16 protein-coding genes are annotated in these 17,837 nt (G+C 41.7%); 5 read left to right on the forward strand and 11 right to left on the reverse strand.

Annotated features, from left to right (window positions below; genetic code table 11):
- Positions 1-325 precede the first annotated feature (325 nt).
- Positions 326-2,473: a TonB-dependent hemoglobin/transferrin/lactoferrin family receptor gene (locus tag AB4384_RS04720; RefSeq protein ID WP_372128978.1), complete on the reverse strand. Its 2,148-nt coding sequence runs from the start codon at positions 2,471-2,473 to the stop codon at positions 326-328.
- A gap of 225 nt (positions 2,474-2,698) precedes the next feature.
- On the opposite strand from AB4384_RS04720, the gene AB4384_RS04725 reads away from it, so the two are divergent.
- On the forward strand, positions 2,699-3,586 hold the full coding sequence (locus AB4384_RS04725) for a LysR family transcriptional regulator (RefSeq protein ID WP_372128979.1): 888 nt from the start codon (positions 2,699-2,701) through the stop codon (positions 3,584-3,586).
- On the opposite strand, the gene AB4384_RS04730 is transcribed toward AB4384_RS04725, so the two are convergent.
- A complete protein-coding gene (locus AB4384_RS04730; protein WP_372128980.1) occupies positions 3,578-6,259 on the reverse strand; it encodes a GNAT family N-acetyltransferase in 2,682 nt (893 codons plus the stop codon). The two genes, AB4384_RS04725 and AB4384_RS04730, sit on opposite strands and share 9 nt — an antisense overlap.
- 216 nt (positions 6,260-6,475) lie before the next feature.
- Between AB4384_RS04730 and AB4384_RS04735 the strand changes: the two genes are divergently transcribed.
- Together AB4384_RS04735 and AB4384_RS04740 are read left to right on the forward strand one after the other, a co-directional pair.
- Positions 6,476-7,039 carry an SPOR domain-containing protein gene (locus AB4384_RS04735; protein WP_017060092.1) on the forward strand — a complete coding sequence of 188 codons (564 nt, stop codon included), beginning with the start codon at positions 6,476-6,478 and terminating at the stop codon, positions 7,037-7,039.
- Between the two features lie 179 nt (positions 7,040-7,218).
- On the forward strand, positions 7,219-8,214 hold the full coding sequence (locus AB4384_RS04740) for a D-alanine--D-alanine ligase (RefSeq protein WP_372128982.1): 996 nt from the start codon (positions 7,219-7,221) through the stop codon (positions 8,212-8,214).
- Positions 8,215-8,357: 143 nt separating this feature from the next.
- On the opposite strand, the gene AB4384_RS04745 is transcribed toward AB4384_RS04740, so the two are convergent.
- Complete coding sequence (locus tag AB4384_RS04745; RefSeq protein ID WP_102320805.1) at positions 8,358-9,326, reverse strand: tyrosine-type recombinase/integrase; 969 nt, start codon at positions 9,324-9,326, stop codon at positions 8,358-8,360.
- A 100-nt stretch (positions 9,327-9,426) separates the two neighbouring features.
- Between AB4384_RS04745 and AB4384_RS04750 the strand changes: the two genes are divergently transcribed.
- Positions 9,427-9,795 carry a DUF3319 domain-containing protein gene (locus AB4384_RS04750; protein WP_017060095.1) on the forward strand — a complete coding sequence of 123 codons (369 nt, stop codon included), beginning with the start codon at positions 9,427-9,429 and terminating at the stop codon, positions 9,793-9,795.
- A 3-nt stretch (positions 9,796-9,798) separates the two neighbouring features.
- On the forward strand, positions 9,799-10,110 hold the full coding sequence (yciH, locus tag AB4384_RS04755) for a stress response translation initiation inhibitor YciH (protein WP_008221404.1): 312 nt from the start codon (positions 9,799-9,801) through the stop codon (positions 10,108-10,110).
- Between the two features lie 229 nt (positions 10,111-10,339).
- Here yciH and AB4384_RS04760 read toward each other — a convergent pair whose 3' ends face one another.
- The 8 genes from AB4384_RS04760 to AB4384_RS04795 all read right to left on the reverse strand — a co-directional run bounded on the left by AB4384_RS04760 (position 10,340) and on the right by AB4384_RS04795 (position 17,648).
- The gene (locus AB4384_RS04760; protein WP_240698184.1) at positions 10,340-10,765 is read right to left on the reverse strand and encodes a hypothetical protein; all 426 of its coding nucleotides are present in this window, start codon (positions 10,763-10,765) and stop codon (positions 10,340-10,342) included.
- A gap of 14 nt (positions 10,766-10,779) precedes the next feature.
- The gene (locus AB4384_RS04765) at positions 10,780-11,055 is read right to left on the reverse strand and encodes a G5P family DNA-binding protein (protein WP_016767415.1); all 276 of its coding nucleotides are present in this window, start codon (positions 11,053-11,055) and stop codon (positions 10,780-10,782) included.
- 439 nt (positions 11,056-11,494) lie between these two features.
- Positions 11,495-11,647, reverse strand: a complete 153-nt coding sequence (locus AB4384_RS04770; RefSeq protein WP_004731009.1) for a YoaH family protein — start codon at positions 11,645-11,647, stop codon at positions 11,495-11,497.
- Between the two features lie 41 nt (positions 11,648-11,688).
- On the reverse strand, positions 11,689-12,843 hold the full coding sequence (locus tag AB4384_RS04775) for a conjugal transfer protein TraF (protein WP_372128983.1): 1,155 nt from the start codon (positions 12,841-12,843) through the stop codon (positions 11,689-11,691).
- Between the two features lie 50 nt (positions 12,844-12,893).
- Positions 12,894-13,781 carry a DUF2861 family protein gene (locus AB4384_RS04780; protein ID WP_102320802.1) on the reverse strand — a complete coding sequence of 296 codons (888 nt, stop codon included), beginning with the start codon at positions 13,779-13,781 and terminating at the stop codon, positions 12,894-12,896.
- Positions 13,781-14,440: a response regulator transcription factor VxrB gene (gene vxrB / locus AB4384_RS04785; RefSeq protein ID WP_017060099.1), complete on the reverse strand. Its 660-nt coding sequence runs from the start codon at positions 14,438-14,440 to the stop codon at positions 13,781-13,783. The genes AB4384_RS04780 and vxrB overlap by 1 nt, the downstream gene beginning before the upstream one ends.
- Positions 14,415-15,887 carry a sensor histidine kinase VxrA gene (gene vxrA, locus AB4384_RS04790; protein WP_102320830.1) on the reverse strand — a complete coding sequence of 491 codons (1,473 nt, stop codon included), beginning with the start codon at positions 15,885-15,887 and terminating at the stop codon, positions 14,415-14,417. Before vxrA ends, vxrB begins: the two co-directional genes overlap by 26 nt.
- Before the next feature lie 363 nt (positions 15,888-16,250).
- The gene (locus AB4384_RS04795) at positions 16,251-17,648 is read right to left on the reverse strand and encodes a hypothetical protein (RefSeq protein WP_017060101.1); all 1,398 of its coding nucleotides are present in this window, start codon (positions 17,646-17,648) and stop codon (positions 16,251-16,253) included.
- Between the last annotated feature and the right edge of the window lie 189 nt (positions 17,649-17,837).

Here is a 17,837-nt window from a genome sequence, read left to right on the forward strand (position 1 = left end):
AGATGCTTTCGGGCATCTTTTTTGATCTTAATCGAATAAAAAGTAAATTAGTGGTTAAAAAGTATCATTCTGTATCCGCTGTGTTATTATGCTCGCGAATTATATGTTTAATGTTAATTTTCTTTGGAGTTAATCATGGAACTAGGCCTAATCATCACTTTCATCGTTGCTGCTGCAGTAATGGTTAAAAAAGAGATGGCAGAGAAGTAATTTCACTTATTACCTTTTTTATACAATTTTTTAGTGAAATAAATTAAAAGCCAGCAATTAAGCTGGCTTTTTAGTTTCTGCTGTATCAGATTCTGTCGTTAAGTTTTCTAACGAGTTAGAATTCGTATTTAGCTGAAATACCGTAGTTTCTTTCCGCTTGAGTGTTCTCTTTGTAAAGTTCATCATCACCGCGAATATCATTCCAACGGTAGTACTCTTCGTTAGTTAAGTTGAACACACCACCACGAATCGTCAGATCCTTCATTGGTTTGTAGTAAGCTGTTAAATCAACAACTGTTGCGCTTGGAAGCTCAGCCTGGCCTGCGTTACCGCCACTTTCGTCATCGAAGTTGATGTCTGAACCAGATTTGTCAGCTGTGTAGTTTAACTTAACGCTAGTACCCCAATTTTGGTTTGGCGCATCATAGTTAAGACCTAACACCGCATTCCAAGGGTTAACACTATTTAGTGCATTTCCGTTTCCGTCCTCACCCTCTGTGTATGAAGCTACGAAGTGAGTTGAAATACCCTTAGGCGCACCAACCAAGACATCCCAAAGTAACGTGTTCGAGAATTCAATCCCCTTTATCGTTGCCGAATCCAAGTTAACGTTAGAATAGTGCGTTGTTCCACCAACCTTTTTCGTAACCACTGTCTCGATAAAGTCATCGTAGTCACTGTAGTAGGCCGCGATTTCAGATGATGAAGCTTGAGTGTTGTGACGATAGCCTAGCTCGTATGAAATACTGGTTTCTGATTTAAGATCTGGATTTGGATCATTTACGTACCCATGTCCAGGGTTATCATATGTATAGTAAAGTTCATCAAAAGAAGGGGCTCTAAAGCCTTGGCTAATTTGGCCAAAAATAGTGCCTGTATCTGTAAGTTTGTATGTTGAACCTAAACGACCAGTTACCGCAGAATCTGAGAAATCACTCAACGTCTCAGTGGTGTTGTTACCAGGATCAGTTGAGAAATAGTCAAAGCGTACACCAGGGGTAACAATAAGTTTGTCATTCACTAAGCTAATTTCGTCTTGAATAAACAAGCCAAATTTTTGCTCCTTAGCATCTGGAGTATATACATAAAGTTGGTTATCAGTAGCAGGATCAGAGTTATACTCCATATTGGTGTTGCTGATGTCACTATGTGTATAAGTTGCACCATACACTAGGTAATGGTTGTTAATTTCTTTATCTAGCTGAGTCTCGATTTCAAGCTTATCTTCAGTGTACTCGTAGTCTTTTGTTTGTAAGTTGTCGTTGTTAGCTGGTACCCAAGGTGGCATACCTGGGCCTGCAGGTTTAAAGCGCTTAGTTACACCATTCTCTTCTTTAGAAATGTACGATACTTTACTCGTTACAGTATCGGCAATTGTGCCATCAGCGAACCAAATGTGCTTAATAGCGAATCGATTTTGCGTTGTGTCATCAGCACCTGTATAGCTATCGTAGCTTGAGTGGTAGATGTCAGAGTCTGAAGTATCTTTGATTAGCTCAGCTAAAAACTCGATACGATGACTTTCGTTTAACTGATATTGCAACTTAACCAAAAGATTATCTGCTGAAGTATCTTGACCTTCTACAGCGTAGTTCTCTAAGTCGTTAGGGTTAGGGAAGTTTTGCAACTCTTCACCATCTCGACGAGTGTAGGCTACCAATGTTTCTAGGTCATCGAATCGATTAGCTAATGCAACGTGCTCACTGAAAGAGTTATCTTCTGAAGAGTAAGACAGTTTCGCTTGACCGCCAAAGTCTTCTCCATCTTTTAAGAAATCAGAAGGGTCTTTAGTTTCAAAGGCGACAACACCACCAATAGCGTCGCTTCCGTGTAAACTTGAAGCCGCACCTTTGATAATTTCGACACTTTTCAGCATATCGGGATCGATTGAAATACCGCTAGAGTTAATAAATGCGTAAGGGCCACCATCAAATGAACCTGGTTGCGATGAGCCATCTACTAAGATCTTAACGCGCTTACCTTCCATGCCACGAATATTGATAGTTTGTGCACCTTGACGAGAGCTTGAGTTCATCGTTACACCCGGAGTGTATTCGAAGATTTCATTAACATCTTTTGCCATGTTCTCTTCGATTTGCTCGTCAGAGATGACCGTCACAGAAGCTGCTGTATTGATAAGTGTTTGATTAGTACGAGTCGAAGATACAACAACCTCGTCAAATAGGGCATAATCTTCAGCAAAGGCTGATGTTGATGAAAGCGCTAAAACGATTGAAGCAGAGAGTAGGGATTGCTTATACATCTGATAGTTACCTTAATTCCATAGTATTATCTTGATTTGGGAAAGATAATATTGGATCTAAATGATAATTACTATTATTTGCATTTCAATTTATTTGTACTTTTGTCATTAAAAATACGCTTAAACCGTATAACTCATTGTATTAAAAGACCTTTAATGGTTCCATTTATCTGGTGAATGCTTCCATTTTTGTGATTAACCTCTCATTTATAAAGTAGGAAACTGATGCATAGTCCAATAACACTTGAAGCATTACACATATTAGATGCCATCGACCGACGTGGAAGTTTCGCCGCTGCAGCCAATGAAATGGACAGAGCACCTTCATCACTCAGTTATCAAATCCAGAAGCTTGAACAAGATCTGGACATCATGATTTTTGACCGTTCTGGACATCGTGCAAACTTCACAGAAGCGGGCCAGTTGATACTTGAGCAAGGTAGGGTAATTCTTGGAGCAACAGAACGCCTTGTTAATGAGGCAAGCATTCTAGCCAATGGTTGGGAGCTCGATTTGACCATCGCCTTTGATGGTATTATCCCGATTGCTAACTTTTTTCCGCTGGTAGATGAACTAGGAAAAATCAGTAAAACACGCGTTCGTTTGCAAGAAGAGATCTTAGCAGGGTGTTGGGAATCCCTTTCAGACGGCCGAGCAGATTTACTGGTGTGCCCAAAGGTTGACACTATCCCAAACGACATGAAAAGTGACGTTATCGGTAAAATGGAAATGGTTTGGGTAGCGGCATCAAGCCACTATGTTCACAAACGTTCTGGTGAATTCGACCAAAAGGCGAGAGAAAGTTACAGGGTTATTGCCATTGCAGACACCGCTCGCGATCAGCCAGCATTAAGCATCAATATTCTAGAAAAACAGCCACGATTAACTGTGACAAGTTTTCCTGCAAAAGTAGAGGCTTTGACATCAGGACTAGGGATTGGCACTTTGCCGAATAGTGTCGCTAAACCTTTGATTGAATCTGGCATTCTACAGCAGATCTCCGGTACCGAGCCGCAGCCTATTGATATCGTTATGGCTTGGCGACGCAACAAAATGGGCGACGCCAAGTCTTGGTGCATCCAACATCTTAAAAAGACGTGGGCGTTAAAGTAACGGTAACACCATATCTGCAGTACCATCTTCAAAACTGATATCTAGCTTAAAACCGAGCTTTTGAGCTAGTGTCAGCATCCCTCTATTGGTTGGCATCGTCATACCCGACATCTGCTTAGTTTGCTTTGCTCGACAATAGTCGATAACCTTGGTCATAAGAATGCGACCTAGACCAACACCTTTAAGGTCAGAACGAATCAATATTGCGAATTCGGCGTCCGTGTTCTCAGGGTTAATCAGCGCACGGGACACGCCGATGATCGCTGGAACGCCTTGTTCCTCGCGAACGACCACAAAGGCGATTTCTCTATCGAAATCAATCTGAGTGAAATTCGCCAACGCCTCATGATTGAATTCACCGACATCACTAAAGAAACGCTTATAGAGATCTTCCTTAGACACACGGTTAATGAAGTCAGCATGAAGCGGTTCATCTTCGGGAAGAATAGGGCGTAACAACACTTCGGTTCCATCTTTTAGCTGGATACGTTCTTCAAGCTCGACTGGGTAAGGGCGAATGGCCAACCTTTCTTGCGGGTCTCCTTCGTACGCTTTCAAGATGATATCGGCATCTAATATCGTGAACTTGTCACCATTGGCCAGTACTGGATGGATATCCAAATCATGTATTTCAGGGCAATCCACTACCATTTGCGATATACGTACCAATAACTCAGACAAACCTTCTATATCGATGGGGTTAGGGAGTTTTTGTAGACGAATCTTGCCGCTTTTTATCGCTCGAATAATCAAGTAACGCGCCAGTGTCATGTTGAGCGGTGGAAAAGCAGCTGCGGCATCAATCGACTCATCCCACTCCGAACCACCTTGTCCAAGTAATATGATTGGGCCGAAGGTTTCGTCTGTTGTAACCTTAATACGCAACTCTTGGCCGCCCGCGAGCTTAGCCATACCTTGAATTAACAAGCCGTGGATGTTTGCTCTAGGGAAGGATAATTGAGAACGATCGAGAATTGCCTGAGCCGCATTGGCAACTTCACTGCTGTTTCGCAAATTGAGCATCACGCCTTGTACGTCTGACTTATGTGCAATATCCGGCGAACGTAATTTTACTGCGACGGGATAACCGATCGTTTCAGCGATGTGTACCGCTTCACTTGGGTCAGAAGCGATCCAAGTTGGTAACACATCGAGGTTGAAGCTCTTGAAAAACTGACTGTTTTGGTGAGTATCAAGGCTAACTGTATCTTTATCCAGTAGTTTTCTTTCTATCCAACCTTTCGCATCTGCTAGATCTTCAATGTGTACTTTTTCTGCAGTGGTCGGCGTTTCCATTAACTGACGTTGGTTACGTCTGTACTCGACTAAGTGCATGAATGCGACCACAGAGCTTTCAGGGGTCCGATAAGTTGGGAAACCCGCTTCGGTAAACAGCTTTCGTGCGGGCCTTGCTGTTAGCTCGCCAGACCAATTCGTCAGGATGTTAAAGCGCTTGTGGCGAGGGTGCTTCTTAATCGCTTCAATAATTCGTTCTGCCGTTTTAGCGGAATGTGCGACCGCTGAAGGGCTGTGCATGATAAGAATCGCGTCTGCTTCATCGCCATCGAGTAAGATGTTTATAGTGTCGATATAACGTTGATCACCAGCGTCGCCGACAATATCGATAGGATTGCTATGAGACCAACTCGATGGCAAAACCTTGTTCAACTTATCAAGTGTCTCTTCTGAAAACTCTGCGAGCTTACCACCGCGGTCAAATAGGGTGTCCACAGCCATAATCGCAGGGCCGCCACCATTAGTAACAATAGCCAAGCGCTCGCCTCGCAATGGTACTGAATGAGTCAGTGTTTCTACCGCAGCAAACAGTTCATGTAAGTTCTTAACTCGTAGCATGCCGCTGCGTCGGATTGCAGAATCATAAATAATATCTAATGTGTCGGCACCGCCAGTGTGAGCCATTGCTGCGGCTCTGCCTTTCGCCGTTCGACCGCCTTTCAACACCAAAATTCGTCGGTTACGCGAAGCCGCACGCGCTGCAGAAATAAAGCGCCTCGCATCAGTAATGCTGTCTACATAAAGCAATATCGCTTCGGTGTGAGAGTCGGTACTGAGATAATCCAATAACTCCGAGAATTCGATATCGCTACCATTGCCTATAGAGATAAACGCCGAAAAACCGATCTCTTTGTCATTAGCCCAATCGAGAATAGTGGTACACACAGCTGCCGACTGAGAAACAAAGGCGATCTTACCGGGTAATGCTGTCACTGGAGAGAATGAGGCGTTCAAATTTAACCAAGGGACAATCACCCCCAAACTATTGGAACCCAACACTCGAATGTTGTGCTTTTTGGCAATCGCTAGGCATCGTTCATCATACGTCTCACCATTATCGCTTTCTTGCTGCATGTCTGAAGAAAGCACAATGACAGAGGCTATACCTTTCTCAGCCAGTTCTTCAAAAATAGCGACATTACGGGTCGCATTGGTACACAATATTGCGAGGTCAGGAACAATCGGTAACGACAAAATGTTCTTGTAAGAAAGCACACCGGCCACTGAATCATATTTCGGCGTAACCGGCATCACCGCACCTTTAAAATCCCCATGCAACAAATTGTTCATAACAATATATCCTGCGCGTGTTTCTCGTTGAGAAGCACCAACAACAGCGATTGAACGGGGTTTAAGTAGGGGATCAAGATGATTCATAGACATATCCTAGCAATGCACGTAAGTTCATCGTAACTTACTTTGCACTCACAGGTTGATGGCAAATTCACCGAATTCAGATGAATAAGCAAACACTGCATAAAGTTTGTGAAATAGGTCACCCACTAATGGTGTATAATCCCAAAGTTAACTTGATTCTAAACCGACGTATCGGCATGATTTATAGTAATTATTATTAAGGATATAGAGCTTTCCATGAAAAAATTTGCAATTGTGACTTTGCCACTGCTCTTGGCTGCGTGTGTATCTGACGACTACGTTACCAATGTCACTTCAGATAGTTATCAAGAAGAGTACAAAACGGCAAAAGTTGAAGCTCCAGTTGTATCTCAATCTGAGCAAACAAGCGTTGTTGAAGAAAATGTTGTCAACGTTATCAGAACCGAACCTGTTGAACAGAAAGTCGCTCAAACGACTAAAGCTAAGCCAGTTGCAGTAGTGACAGGCCCAACCAAGAAACAACAAGACATGAACCAACGTTTTGGTTACACAGTTCAAGTTGTTGCTGTTGGCAGCCAAAGTAAAGTCGATTCTTTCGTGAAAATGCTACCTACGACTTCTCAACCAGTTTGGGAAAACTACAAAATGGTTAACGGCACTAAGTGGTTCACGGTACTTTATGGTGACTACGCAACACGCTTAGAAGCTAAAAAGGCAATCTCAACACTGCCGAACACTTTCCAAAACTTGAAGCCGTTCGTTAAGAGCATTGATGACATCAAGAACTCTGAATACCCAACGCTTAACAAGTTGAACTAAGTTTTGATTCATAAAGAAGGGGCAAATGCTCCTTCTTTTGTTTTAAGACTCGCTGTTTTGTTTAATAGTTAATCGCTCGATCTTTCGAACGCAATTTTAACAATCAAAACACTGTACCTATCTCGACTTTTGTTTATCATTGAAGTCAGTACTCCTAGTTTCAAGGACCGAATTTACCCATGAACACCACAAACATCCTTCTACTTTGCGGCGGTGGATCTTCAGAGCATGAAGTATCTTTAGTTTCAGCCAATTACCTTTTTGAACAACTTAATAGCGTTGCAGATTTTAACGTTGTAAGAGTTGAAATTAAGAACGAAGGCTGGTGTCTTGATTCAGGTGAATTGGTTTATCTTGATATTAACGACCAAACCTTACGCGGTGACAATTTAGCATCTAAAGTCGATTTCATTGTGCCTTGCATACACGGTTTCCCAGGTGAAACAGGTGACATTCAATCACTGTTTGAAATGGCTAAAATTCCATACCTAGGTTGTGGTCCAGAAGCAAGCAACAACAGCTTTAACAAAATCACGTCAAAGCTTTGGTACGACGCACTTGGTATTCCAAACACGCCGTACCTGTTCTTATCAGACAACAATGATCAAGCTCACTCACAAGCAACTCAAGCATTTGAAAAGTGGGGTAAAGTGTTTGTGAAAGCGGCTCGTCAAGGTTCTTCTGTAGGTTGTTACCAAGTTAACCAAGTAGAAGATTTAAGCGAGGCTATCAACAAGGCGTTCACTTTCTCGGACCAAGTATTGATTGAGAAATCAGTGGTGCCTAGAGAGCTAGAAATTGCTGCTTATGAAATCGATGGCGAGCTACACATCAGCAAGCCGGGTGAGGTGATTGCACCGAATGGCGCATTTTACTCTTACGAAGAGAAGTACAGTGCAGACAGCCACTCGATCACTGAAGTTGAAGCAAGTAATTTAACTGACGAACAGCGTGAATTGATTGCAGACAGCGCACGAAAAGTCTTCACCCAGATGAAGCTTCGTCACTTGTCTCGTATCGACTTCTTTTTAACGCAAGACAACGAGATCTACCTGAACGAAGTCAACACCTTCCCAGGTATGACGCCAATCTCCATGTTCCCTAAAATGGTTGAGCATGACGGCCACAAATTCAGCCAGTTCTTAGAAAACTGCGTGAGAACAAGCCTTTCTTAGGTTTCTAACTCGTTTTCGTTCACTTAGAGCTGAACCCAAAAGTGCCTTAAGCTTTCGCCAAGGCACTTTTTGTTTTTAAAGCTAGCCGTTTTTTACGAATCTATCATTTAGCCACAACTTATATCCAAGTAATTACGAACCGTTTATTGCCAAGGTATTAGCGCCTTAAACTTCATCTTCTCACTCTCAGCCGTTCCCGTGAAACCCACATATTGGGCTGGCATGGCAGGGCTAAGCCAGCGACCAAAGTCCTGAATCTCTCTAACCTTAAGACCTTGTTTCGACAACTCTTGTGCAGCACCAACACGAATCGAATTTCCAGAGAAATGGTGATTTTCTGGCAGTTGAAGTAAGTCGCTAGCTCTTCTCAATATCCTATAGATGGACGAATCATCTAAAGGCTGCAAACCAATATTCTCATGCTTGTCTATCGCACGAAATACTGGCAAGTCATCTTGTATACCAGTAAACGAAAGCCAACGTTGAAGTGCAACACTGGCTATTTGTGACAACTGATAAGCTGAATCTTTGACTGTTACTTGGTAATGATCTTCAACGTACTCAACATCACTCATCGATAACAACTTAAGCTCTGAGCGCTTTAAAGCACACTCGAACATCACGTTATAAATAGCAATGTCTCTGATCTCTTTCAGGTTTGCTTTCTCATGGGAGAGTAACGTATTCAAATCAGTGAGATGCACAGATGTCATAGCATTGGTTTGTTTAGCGTCACCGGCCATTTGAGATTGTAAGTGGAGTAGGGTAAAGCGAACTTGCCTGTGCTTGATCGGGTTAGCAAAGCTCAACACAGTATGTAACATGCTAAGCGTTGCAGTGTAACGTTTTAGCGATGCGTATTTTCTATCGTTAGACTCCGTTTCAAGAAAACGACGAACAGCGGTTATAGATGCGGGAAGTGTGTTAATACGATGTTTGGTACAGAACGCATGATAGCGATTCCAATCACTGTAAATGCCCAACAGTGAATTGCGAGAGTATTGAAATCCTGTCAACTCATCTATAATTTCTATTGTCGCGTTGCTGTTTAATTTTTCAACAAATGAATTAATTATCACAGAGTCAGTTAAAATAGGGACTTTTTTTCTCAAATTACCATACCTCGACAGGTGTTTTTACCATATTATGCTTGATATCATTATTAGTATACTTATGATTAATGCAGTGAAAACAGAAAGATGATTAATAGATATGGCTAATTCAATTTACCGAAGCGTCCATCTTCAATCGATAGATGCTAACAACACAGTTTGGCGTGCTAAGTTAAAAAACAACGTTATTCAGGGCAACCTAGCTGCCGTGAAAAAGAGTATTGATTGGTGGATTGATACCGCATCTATTATTGATCCAAAAGAATTCATGTCATTAAATAAGTCGAGAGGAACTGGTGGCTCGACTGAAAACTTCAACGGGTACCAAATCAAGAATGACACCGGTGAGCCTAATGCGTGGTATTGCATGTTTAACGGTCGCTTAATCAAAGGCGGCAAGGTTGCAATCCAACGCCATATAGAAGCTTACTTACTCGCAAAACAAAAAGCAGAGCAACAAAAGAAGTAAATTATGAGCCTAGTATATTCAACAGAAACAGGTCGCATTAAGCCTGAAGAAGAGAAAGTCCAACGTCCTAAAGGCGATGGTATCGTTCGAATCCAAAAAGAAACCAAAGGCCGTAAAGGCAAAGGCGTTTCTGTCGTAACTGGCTTAGACCTAGATGACGCACCATTAAAACTAATGGCAGCAGAACTCAAGAAAGTTTGCGGCTGCGGTGGCTCAGTAAAAGATGGCAACATCGAAATTCAAGGTGACGCGCGCGACAAGATCAAAGCGCACCTTGAAAAGAAAGGCTACAAAGTTAAATTTGCTGGCGGTTAATCTCTAACTAATACCAGGGTTAAAATCGAAGATTATTATCACTGGTTATTAGGTATTTTATGGTAAATAGCCAGTATGGTTAAATACACAGTATAAATTAGAGAATATCGGCACAATACAAAGGCAGGGCATCGCACAAAGATACCTGCCTTATAAATACCAAACAACATTTAACATAACGTACATAATACGCACTTGGACCAGTTTGCTTTTGAGGGGCTTTCTGGGCTCATACAGAGATTCTGAACGTTGTTACTGACAAGGTTTTACGTGCATGCTCCATTGCTTGCTTGTCTGTCTCATATGGTCCATAGATTTTTACGTTGTGGTTTTCATCTCCATCAACGTTTGTAACTGACATGAACCAGTCACCAACCAAGAATATCTCATCAGCAAGTTCATTCACTTCTTGGAAGTTTAAGCCAACAACATTCGACACCATACATTGAACTTTGTTTGTATCATCTCGATAGCCAAGCATCTGTACATGGTTTTTGTTGGACTCACTCATGAGCAGCATTTCTTTTAATAGTTCTAAGCTGTCGAAGACTTTTTTGTACTGACGCTTGGCAACTACATCATTGGCATCATCAACAGCTTTATCTACATCGTTGTGTAACCAGTTAATGACTTCTTGGAGTTCATCAGATTTCATGACTTGATCTTCCATTATTTCATCGACCTCACGAGCTTAATGCCGAAGCGTTTTAATTCCAGTCCACCGAAGTTATTCACGGTAAAGCTTGAGCTATCAAGTTCGTAGTTTCCTGATTTATATGCTGATTGGTCGTCTTGTAATGAGAGCTTCATTTCGACTGGGAACTTACCACCCAGATATGCATATCCTATTTGTTCTCTTATCGTTCTGGCTTGTTTACCATCTTTGCCTGGTAATGTTCTTGTGATTGGTTGTTCGTGTTCTGGGAAGATTTCTACTTTCAACATATCTTTTCCTTAAGCTACGTAAGCTTTAAACGGCAGCACATTTGATTGCGCTACTTTCGGTAGTTGATACCAAGATGGTATCTGTAGGGGCTTCTGAACATTCATGGATTCTCATCCGTTCAAAATACAAGTCACAACGTCACTAGCCGTAAAAACACCATATATTTAGCCACTTAGGTGCGGTGACACAAATACTGACACCTAAAATGGCGATTGTTCCACTTTCAGAACTTGCTGTAATTTAATTACAACCCAAAGCCAAGAAATGCCTGAAAAGTGGATCACTCCGACATAACTTACTGAATAAAAGGAATTTAATGGTTTTGGATAGGTCGGGAATTTAGGGTAGCTAAAGAGTTGGTATGTACGAGATAATATACTAGAGGGTAATATATTTAGTTATAGTGCACTATCGTATTAAAAAAGAAGGGCTGATGCCCTACTCTTCTTTATTACTCATTTCTTCACGGATTTGCTCAGCAACGATTTTGATAGCTTGTGCTGTGCTGATGCCTTGGGTCATCATTTCTTGAATTCGTTCAACAGCTTTCTGTTGTTCTTCGTGAGAAAGGGTTGGTAAGTCGTTTAGCATGCTCTGCTCCTTTATTTAGGAGCAGAACTATATAAGGACTGTTAGTAACTAGCAAGGAAATTGATGGATGCACCCATTGCATTTTCATTCGTGTAGTTAGCACTTAGATCTAGCTGAAACAAGTTCAATGGCGAGATACCAACACCAGCTGTCACTGTTCCTTCTGAATCAGAGTAAGCCAGGTTCTTGTAATACCCTCCCCTTAGCTTAAGCTGACGTAACAGGTCGACTTCAGTACCAACACGAATCATCTGTTCGTTGTCTTCGAACGAAGTAAACTTCTCTGCTTCATTCAAATCATAATCAACACTCAACGTAAAGTAATCAGAAACGATCCCCGCACCAACAGTGTAGACAGGCCCCAGGTTATAAGAATGACTCGATGTTACTGTTCTTGTAGCCCCTGTGCTGCTTGTTAGCTGTTGGCTAACGGATTTAGTTTCAATCTCACGGTCTATAATATTCGTTGCAGAAAAACCCACTCTAAATGGGCCGTAAAACCAAAGCGCACCTGCATCAATATTAAATGTAGTTTCCGCGGTGTCGTTTTCTCGAACATCACTTAGATCGTAGTTTTGTGCCGAGGCAATGTAGTTATACGTATAGATTCTTTGGAGTTTTGGAGAAATACCAAACGACAAATGTTGTCCCATGAACGTTTGATATTTTGCTAATGATATACCAGCTTCCATAATGCCAATAGAAACAGCTTTAACAGCAGTTAACTCAGCATTAACCAAGTCACTATTAGCAGCGTCACTAGATGTATCAGGGGTTACAAATGATTCAGTGTATGCTTTTGCAAATACGTTTGCTGCAATATACTGATTTGGTAGAGCGAATGCTACAACACCACCTAAATCAACATTCAGGCTATCACCATTAAAAGCATCTAGATCAGAAGCAGTCACAGTACCTGACTCAATGCTGTCAACTAAATTATCGATATCATCAACTAAGTTATTAGGGTCATTATAATTACCGCCAAAACTTGGCGTGATCATTCCCATGTCATCATTACGACGATAAATCGCAACAAGTGCTGGGTTATAGAATGGAGCAGTTAGGAAGTTTGCTGAAACAACACCAACACCACCCATCGCATCACCACGCGCTTCAATGGCGTAGTTTGCTGCTGAAAGAGGAAGACTGGCGAATGCAATTGACGCTGCGAGTAGTTTTGTAGTTTTTTTCATGCCGTTTATCTTTGTTAGATCCCTTACATAGTTAACGGCACAATTTTAAATTACTTTAACTCTTCTTCGCTAGAAATATCATAAGTTTTACTGATAGTTTGTGCTTGTTCTATCGCTATGTCGCCTTGCCAGCGTGAATGCACCATTGAAACCGCTAAAACATAGCGATCATTAGGAAGTTCTTCACCAGTAAGGTTCATTGGATAATCAGATTCATAGCTCTTGCCCCACACCTGCTCATAGTGTTCATCGACATAATCGTACAAACCAATTTCGAGTTTAGGAAGAGGACAATAAGGGTTCAGAAGTTCTTTTTTATCGATTCGCCAGGTGTCTTTTGAAGACCAGCGAACTTGCTGACGCATTGCAACTTCACCAAGGATAATCCAAGTACTCCAAGAATTTCCACCATCGCCTTTCACACTTAAACGATACAAACCCGATTCAAGTTGAGAGGCTAAATTGTAACGCTTGCGGTATAGACTCACCGATTCGTTGTTAACCACTTCACTGTCTTTGGTTAACTCACTGTCCGAAGAAACGATCTTATCGACCCACTTCTCGAAGGTAATGTCTTGAATGTTGTTTTCGGATTCAACATTAATCGATACACGAAAGGTATCTCGGCCAGGGCTTTGAATGATGTGTCTTTTAACGACGACTGAACTAATCCAATCTGGGAGTGTTTTTCTGGTGAGAGTTTTACCACAATCTTTGTTCAATGCTTGATCGAACAGTTCATTGAGGTGATCTTCTCGTGATTGAGACGAGTTGATTTGCCAAACTTCCACTAATGAGTCAAACATCTGAGGTAAATCATTATCTAGCAGATGTTTATGAACTTGAGTCAGAGCATCGCTGCTCTTAAACCAATCCGTTGCTTGCGCGGTATTCGCTACGCAAGAAAACATTAATAGTGGAAGTAAGGCTATTCTCATTACGCTTTCATCTTGTAACCAACGCCACGCAGCGTTTCAATTTCTAGACCCGGCAGTTTCTGTCTTAGTTGCAGAACGTGCGTGTCTACCGTACGTGTTGTTGGGAAATGGTTGTAACCCCATACATGGTCAAGCAGTTCATCACGTGTAAACACACGTCCAAGGTTACTTGCCAAGAACAGTAGAAGGTCAAATTCAGTGCGCGTTAACGTTACTTCCTGTTCATTGAAAAACACTTCACGTGTCGCTTTATCGATAACAAGATTCTGAGCGATAACTTTTGATGCATCTTGTTCTTCAGAATCTGGCAGGCGAAGTTGAGCACGAATTCGAGCAAATAGCTCAGCCTCTGCGAATGGCTTTGTTAAGTAGTCGTTTGCACCTGAATCTAGGCCCGCTACTTTGTCTTTTACTGTCACGAGAGCCGTCAGCAAAATAACTGGGATATCTTTCTTTTTCTTCCAACCTGGAAGTGAATCTACTGAGTCGCCATCAGGAAGTTGACGGTCTAGAATCACTAGATCCGCTTGTTCCCAGTAGCCTTCAACTTCAGAGATCAGTTCTGCATGCAAACATTCATATCCAGCTTGCTCAAGGCTAACTAATAAACCGTCAGCTAAATTTTTATCATCTTCAACGAGAAGCAATGTCTGTTTCACAAGGTATCTCCAAAATAAATGTTGTTGGGGGGCCGATAAGCGTCATGTGACCGCCCATTTTTCCAACCATAGATTCCACTATCGTCAGACCTAAACCGAGTCCACTCTTACTTACGAATGGCTTTCTTAGTTGCCCCCAATCTTTGCGAGACAAGTCTCCATTATCTATAACTTTGAATGTCAGCTTCTTGTCAGAAGTATTCAGTTCTAGAATTACTGGAGCCACACCGTATTTCACGGCATTTCTGATTAGGTTATCGATGCACGTTCCCAACCAATATACGTTCACTTTTGCAGCTATATCTTTGTTTACACGGAGTTCAATCCCCGGCGCAAAGTCTTCTTCAACTTTGTATTGGAGCCACTCTTCAACACTTGGCACCCACTCTGTTGCGAGCGGTTGATTATCTGATTGCAGGTAATCTTTACTTGCTTCCGCCAACTGTCTTAAACGGCGTGTATCTTCACACAGCCTACGGAACTCATCATATACCGATTCTGGTAAGTGTTCGAACTCACGCCTGAACCCTTCCACCGTCAATGACAAACTCGCAATCGGCGTTCTTAATTCGTGCGTTAGGATTTGAAGAACCAGCATGCGACTCTTCATCTCTTGTTTCTTGCTGTTCCAGCGGTAAATCGCCCAACCTAAGACAAGCATGATGTTGGCAATAACCAAGATAAACATGGCGACTTGCAGAAGCTCTGAATGATCTTCTATTTCCCAACACACATTACCACGCTGGACAAAACAGCTTTTACCTTCTGAAGACAAGCTAAACGATAACCCAGCAAGCGTGGCATTTTCGTTCCAGACTGATTTTTTATACAGGTAATATCTGTCGCCGCGTTTTACCCACATCTCATCAAGCTCAACAAACATACTGGCACCCGCTAACAGCGCGGTGATTGCTTCGCTATCCATTTGTTGCAAGCGAGACAGTAGTTCATCGTGTTCGGTGTTTGGTCGCTCTTGAATATGCATAAAGCGCTTCAGAGAGTCGAATTTTTCTGGGTACTTCTCAACGTATCGTGCCGCATAAGAACCGCCGCCAGGGTGAATCAAACCACTACGGCTAAACCAACGGTCAGAAAGCTTGGTGCCTTTACACATTGCACGAGTAAAAACTAAAGGCTCAGTAATCAAAGGGCTTAACGGCAGTTTACCACTACAGGTTTTTGATAACTGGTACAAGCGCTGAATGTCTTTTAACGGGTACTCTGCTGTTTGTGGCAGCATAGAAGACGGCATGATCAAACCTGTTGGATAATCAGCCTGTAGCACTCGAATATCGTAAGATTCGATTGCCGTTTCATGATCAAAGAGTTTGGTGAAATTATCGATACGCTCAGGTAAAGAGTCAGCAAATGCGTTTGCAGACACAGACAACGTAGCGATAAGAAGAGTAAATGTTCTTTTGATGATCACAAACCAACGCAAATTCATATAGATCAACCAAATATATACCATTCGCTATCAAAGATAAATTTTTAACCGCATGAGAAACATTGAGAATGGCGAGCTACAGAGATAAAGGCCAATATATTACGGCCACATTGTACATACGTACTAGTAGGCTGATTGGCAAGCCAAACCTCAATTGCGACAAGTTTTGCATCAGGCTTCGTCAACTTCGTATCAACTGAGATCACACATAGAGTCGCTTTCGTAAGATAAAAAAAGGAGCTCAAATGAGCTCCTTATCGAGTTGTTACATATTGTTTAGAGGTGATCTCTATAGGTGTTCTAAGATACTTAGACAACTCTTTTTAGCATCACCAAACGACATTGTTGATTTTTGATTGAAAATTAACCAGCTTCTTTTTCTAAGTAAGAGAAAACCTTCAAAGACATGCGTTCACCGTTAAGCTCGATAACATACTCTTCGTTGGTATCTACATTATAATAAAACTCTTTAAACTCACTTTTTTGAGCACCTTGTGGCCTGTACTCTTGAACAATTTTAAATTCATTGTGTTGAGTAGCGACAACACCCGCTATGCCGAGGCCATCGTCCCAGTGGCCATGATAAAAATCCATGGAGAAGTGTTGTGATGACCCGTCTTTCGCGTCAATGAACACACCTTCTGTTGGTTTGCCATCTAACCAAATATTCAAGCAGATTAGATAATCCTGCGTAGCTACCGACTTTAGGTTATTGTAATAGCCATTCTCCCACCAACCATCGTCTCTAACCAACCGAAATTCATCTTGCTTTGTATCGAATGCTTTACAATTGTAATCCACGTAATAATTACCTCGCGAAATACCTCCATAGAAAGACACTAGGTTAATGTCATTATCTGGATTTAGAACAAGGTCTATTATTTCAACCGCGTCTTCTTGAAATTCAAACTTAAAATAATGGTCGTCAGCAGCATATCGATTGTGAGAAACAATACTGTTGTTCAATATGATGGGATAGTCAGAATCTAAAATCACATCCTCGCTTTGACCATTAGCCCATATATAAGTTAAATAGTTGCTCGTCACTTCCGGAGTTTGCCCCTCATGCACAACAATATTATTGTTTTCGTCTACAGCAAAGGCATAAATTTGCTCCCCTTGAGATACATCATGCACTCTATCGAATACAAACACTCCAGAATCGGCATCTAGGCTGTATCGGCCTATGTAGGTTCTATAGCCTGCCTCATCACCTTCTAATTCTACACCACGGTAATAGATAGCATTATCGTAAGCAACTTGATTAGAGCTGTTAACACTAGCAAACTCATGAGCCAGCCATAGGGTTTGCAACTCTCCATCCCTAAGCATTGGATAAAGCTCACCCGTTAACTTGTCTTGGATAAATGCGTATCGACCAACGTACTTGACATCTTCATAGTCGATAGTCGCATTATCAATCTGAACTAATGAATATTTTTTATTGATATCAAAGACTCGAAGAATATCAGGCTCTACGATATCGCATTCATTGATACCATCCTCATCTACTTTACAAGATGGGTTTACAGGGATGCCAACACCTGTATCTGGGTTTATGTGTTCGTACTGGTTAATATCACCGCTTGAATAAGCGGTTCTTGTGTTGCCTTGAACTCGGTCGAATGTTTGATATCCAACTTTCGGTGGTGTTAGGTACTTTAGTGAATCGTTCTCACCATTCCCGTTACTATTGTCACCATCGCTACCGCCACATGCCACCACAGACAGAGATAGTAAACTAGCTATCATTTTCTTCATTTTCTAAGCATCCATACATCTAGATTGGGTTTACATAGATTGATGCTAATTTTGTTGGATTTCGATAACCTATAAACACATGGTTACAATTTAAAATACTAACTCTTGTTATTGTTGACCACCTCACCAAATGCGCTAACTGTTAGATAGAAAAAAGCCCCGCAATAGCGATAATGCCGATCAGTTAAA

It is taken from the genome of Vibrio sp. 10N.261.51.A4 (assembly GCF_041471945.1).
In the GTDB taxonomy this organism is placed as follows: domain Bacteria; phylum Pseudomonadota; class Gammaproteobacteria; order Enterobacterales; family Vibrionaceae; genus Vibrio; species Vibrio crassostreae_C.

Excerpts from the sequence above, each read along its gene's own strand:
- AB4384_RS04720 (WP_372128978.1), bottom strand. The coding sequence starts at position 2,473 with ATGTATAAGCAATCCCTACTCTCTGCTTCAATCGTTTTAGCGCTTTCA.
- AB4384_RS04725 (WP_372128979.1), top strand. The coding sequence starts at position 2,699 with ATGCATAGTCCAATAACACTTGAAGCATTACACATATTAGATGCCATC.
- AB4384_RS04730 (WP_372128980.1), bottom strand. The coding sequence starts at position 6,259 with ATGAATCATCTTGATCCCCTACTTAAACCCCGTTCAATCGCTGTTGTT.
- AB4384_RS04735 (WP_017060092.1), top strand. The coding sequence starts at position 6,476 with ATGAAAAAATTTGCAATTGTGACTTTGCCACTGCTCTTGGCTGCGTGT.
- AB4384_RS04740 (WP_372128982.1), top strand. The coding sequence starts at position 7,219 with ATGAACACCACAAACATCCTTCTACTTTGCGGCGGTGGATCTTCAGAG.
- AB4384_RS04750 (WP_017060095.1), top strand. The coding sequence starts at position 9,427 with ATGGCTAATTCAATTTACCGAAGCGTCCATCTTCAATCGATAGATGCT.
- yciH (WP_008221404.1), top strand. The coding sequence starts at position 9,799 with ATGAGCCTAGTATATTCAACAGAAACAGGTCGCATTAAGCCTGAAGAA.
- AB4384_RS04760 (WP_240698184.1), bottom strand. The coding sequence starts at position 10,765 with ATGAAATCTGATGAACTCCAAGAAGTCATTAACTGGTTACACAACGAT.
- AB4384_RS04765 (WP_016767415.1), bottom strand. The coding sequence starts at position 11,055 with ATGTTGAAAGTAGAAATCTTCCCAGAACACGAACAACCAATCACAAGA.
- AB4384_RS04770 (WP_004731009.1), bottom strand. The coding sequence starts at position 11,647 with ATGCTAAACGACTTACCAACCCTTTCTCACGAAGAACAACAGAAAGCT.
- AB4384_RS04775 (WP_372128983.1), bottom strand. The coding sequence starts at position 12,843 with ATGAAAAAAACTACAAAACTACTCGCAGCGTCAATTGCATTCGCCAGT.
- AB4384_RS04780 (WP_102320802.1), bottom strand. The coding sequence starts at position 13,781 with ATGAGAATAGCCTTACTTCCACTATTAATGTTTTCTTGCGTAGCGAAT.
- vxrA (WP_102320830.1), bottom strand. The coding sequence starts at position 15,887 with ATGAATTTGCGTTGGTTTGTGATCATCAAAAGAACATTTACTCTTCTT.
- AB4384_RS04795 (WP_017060101.1), bottom strand. The coding sequence starts at position 17,648 with ATGAAGAAAATGATAGCTAGTTTACTATCTCTGTCTGTGGTGGCATGT.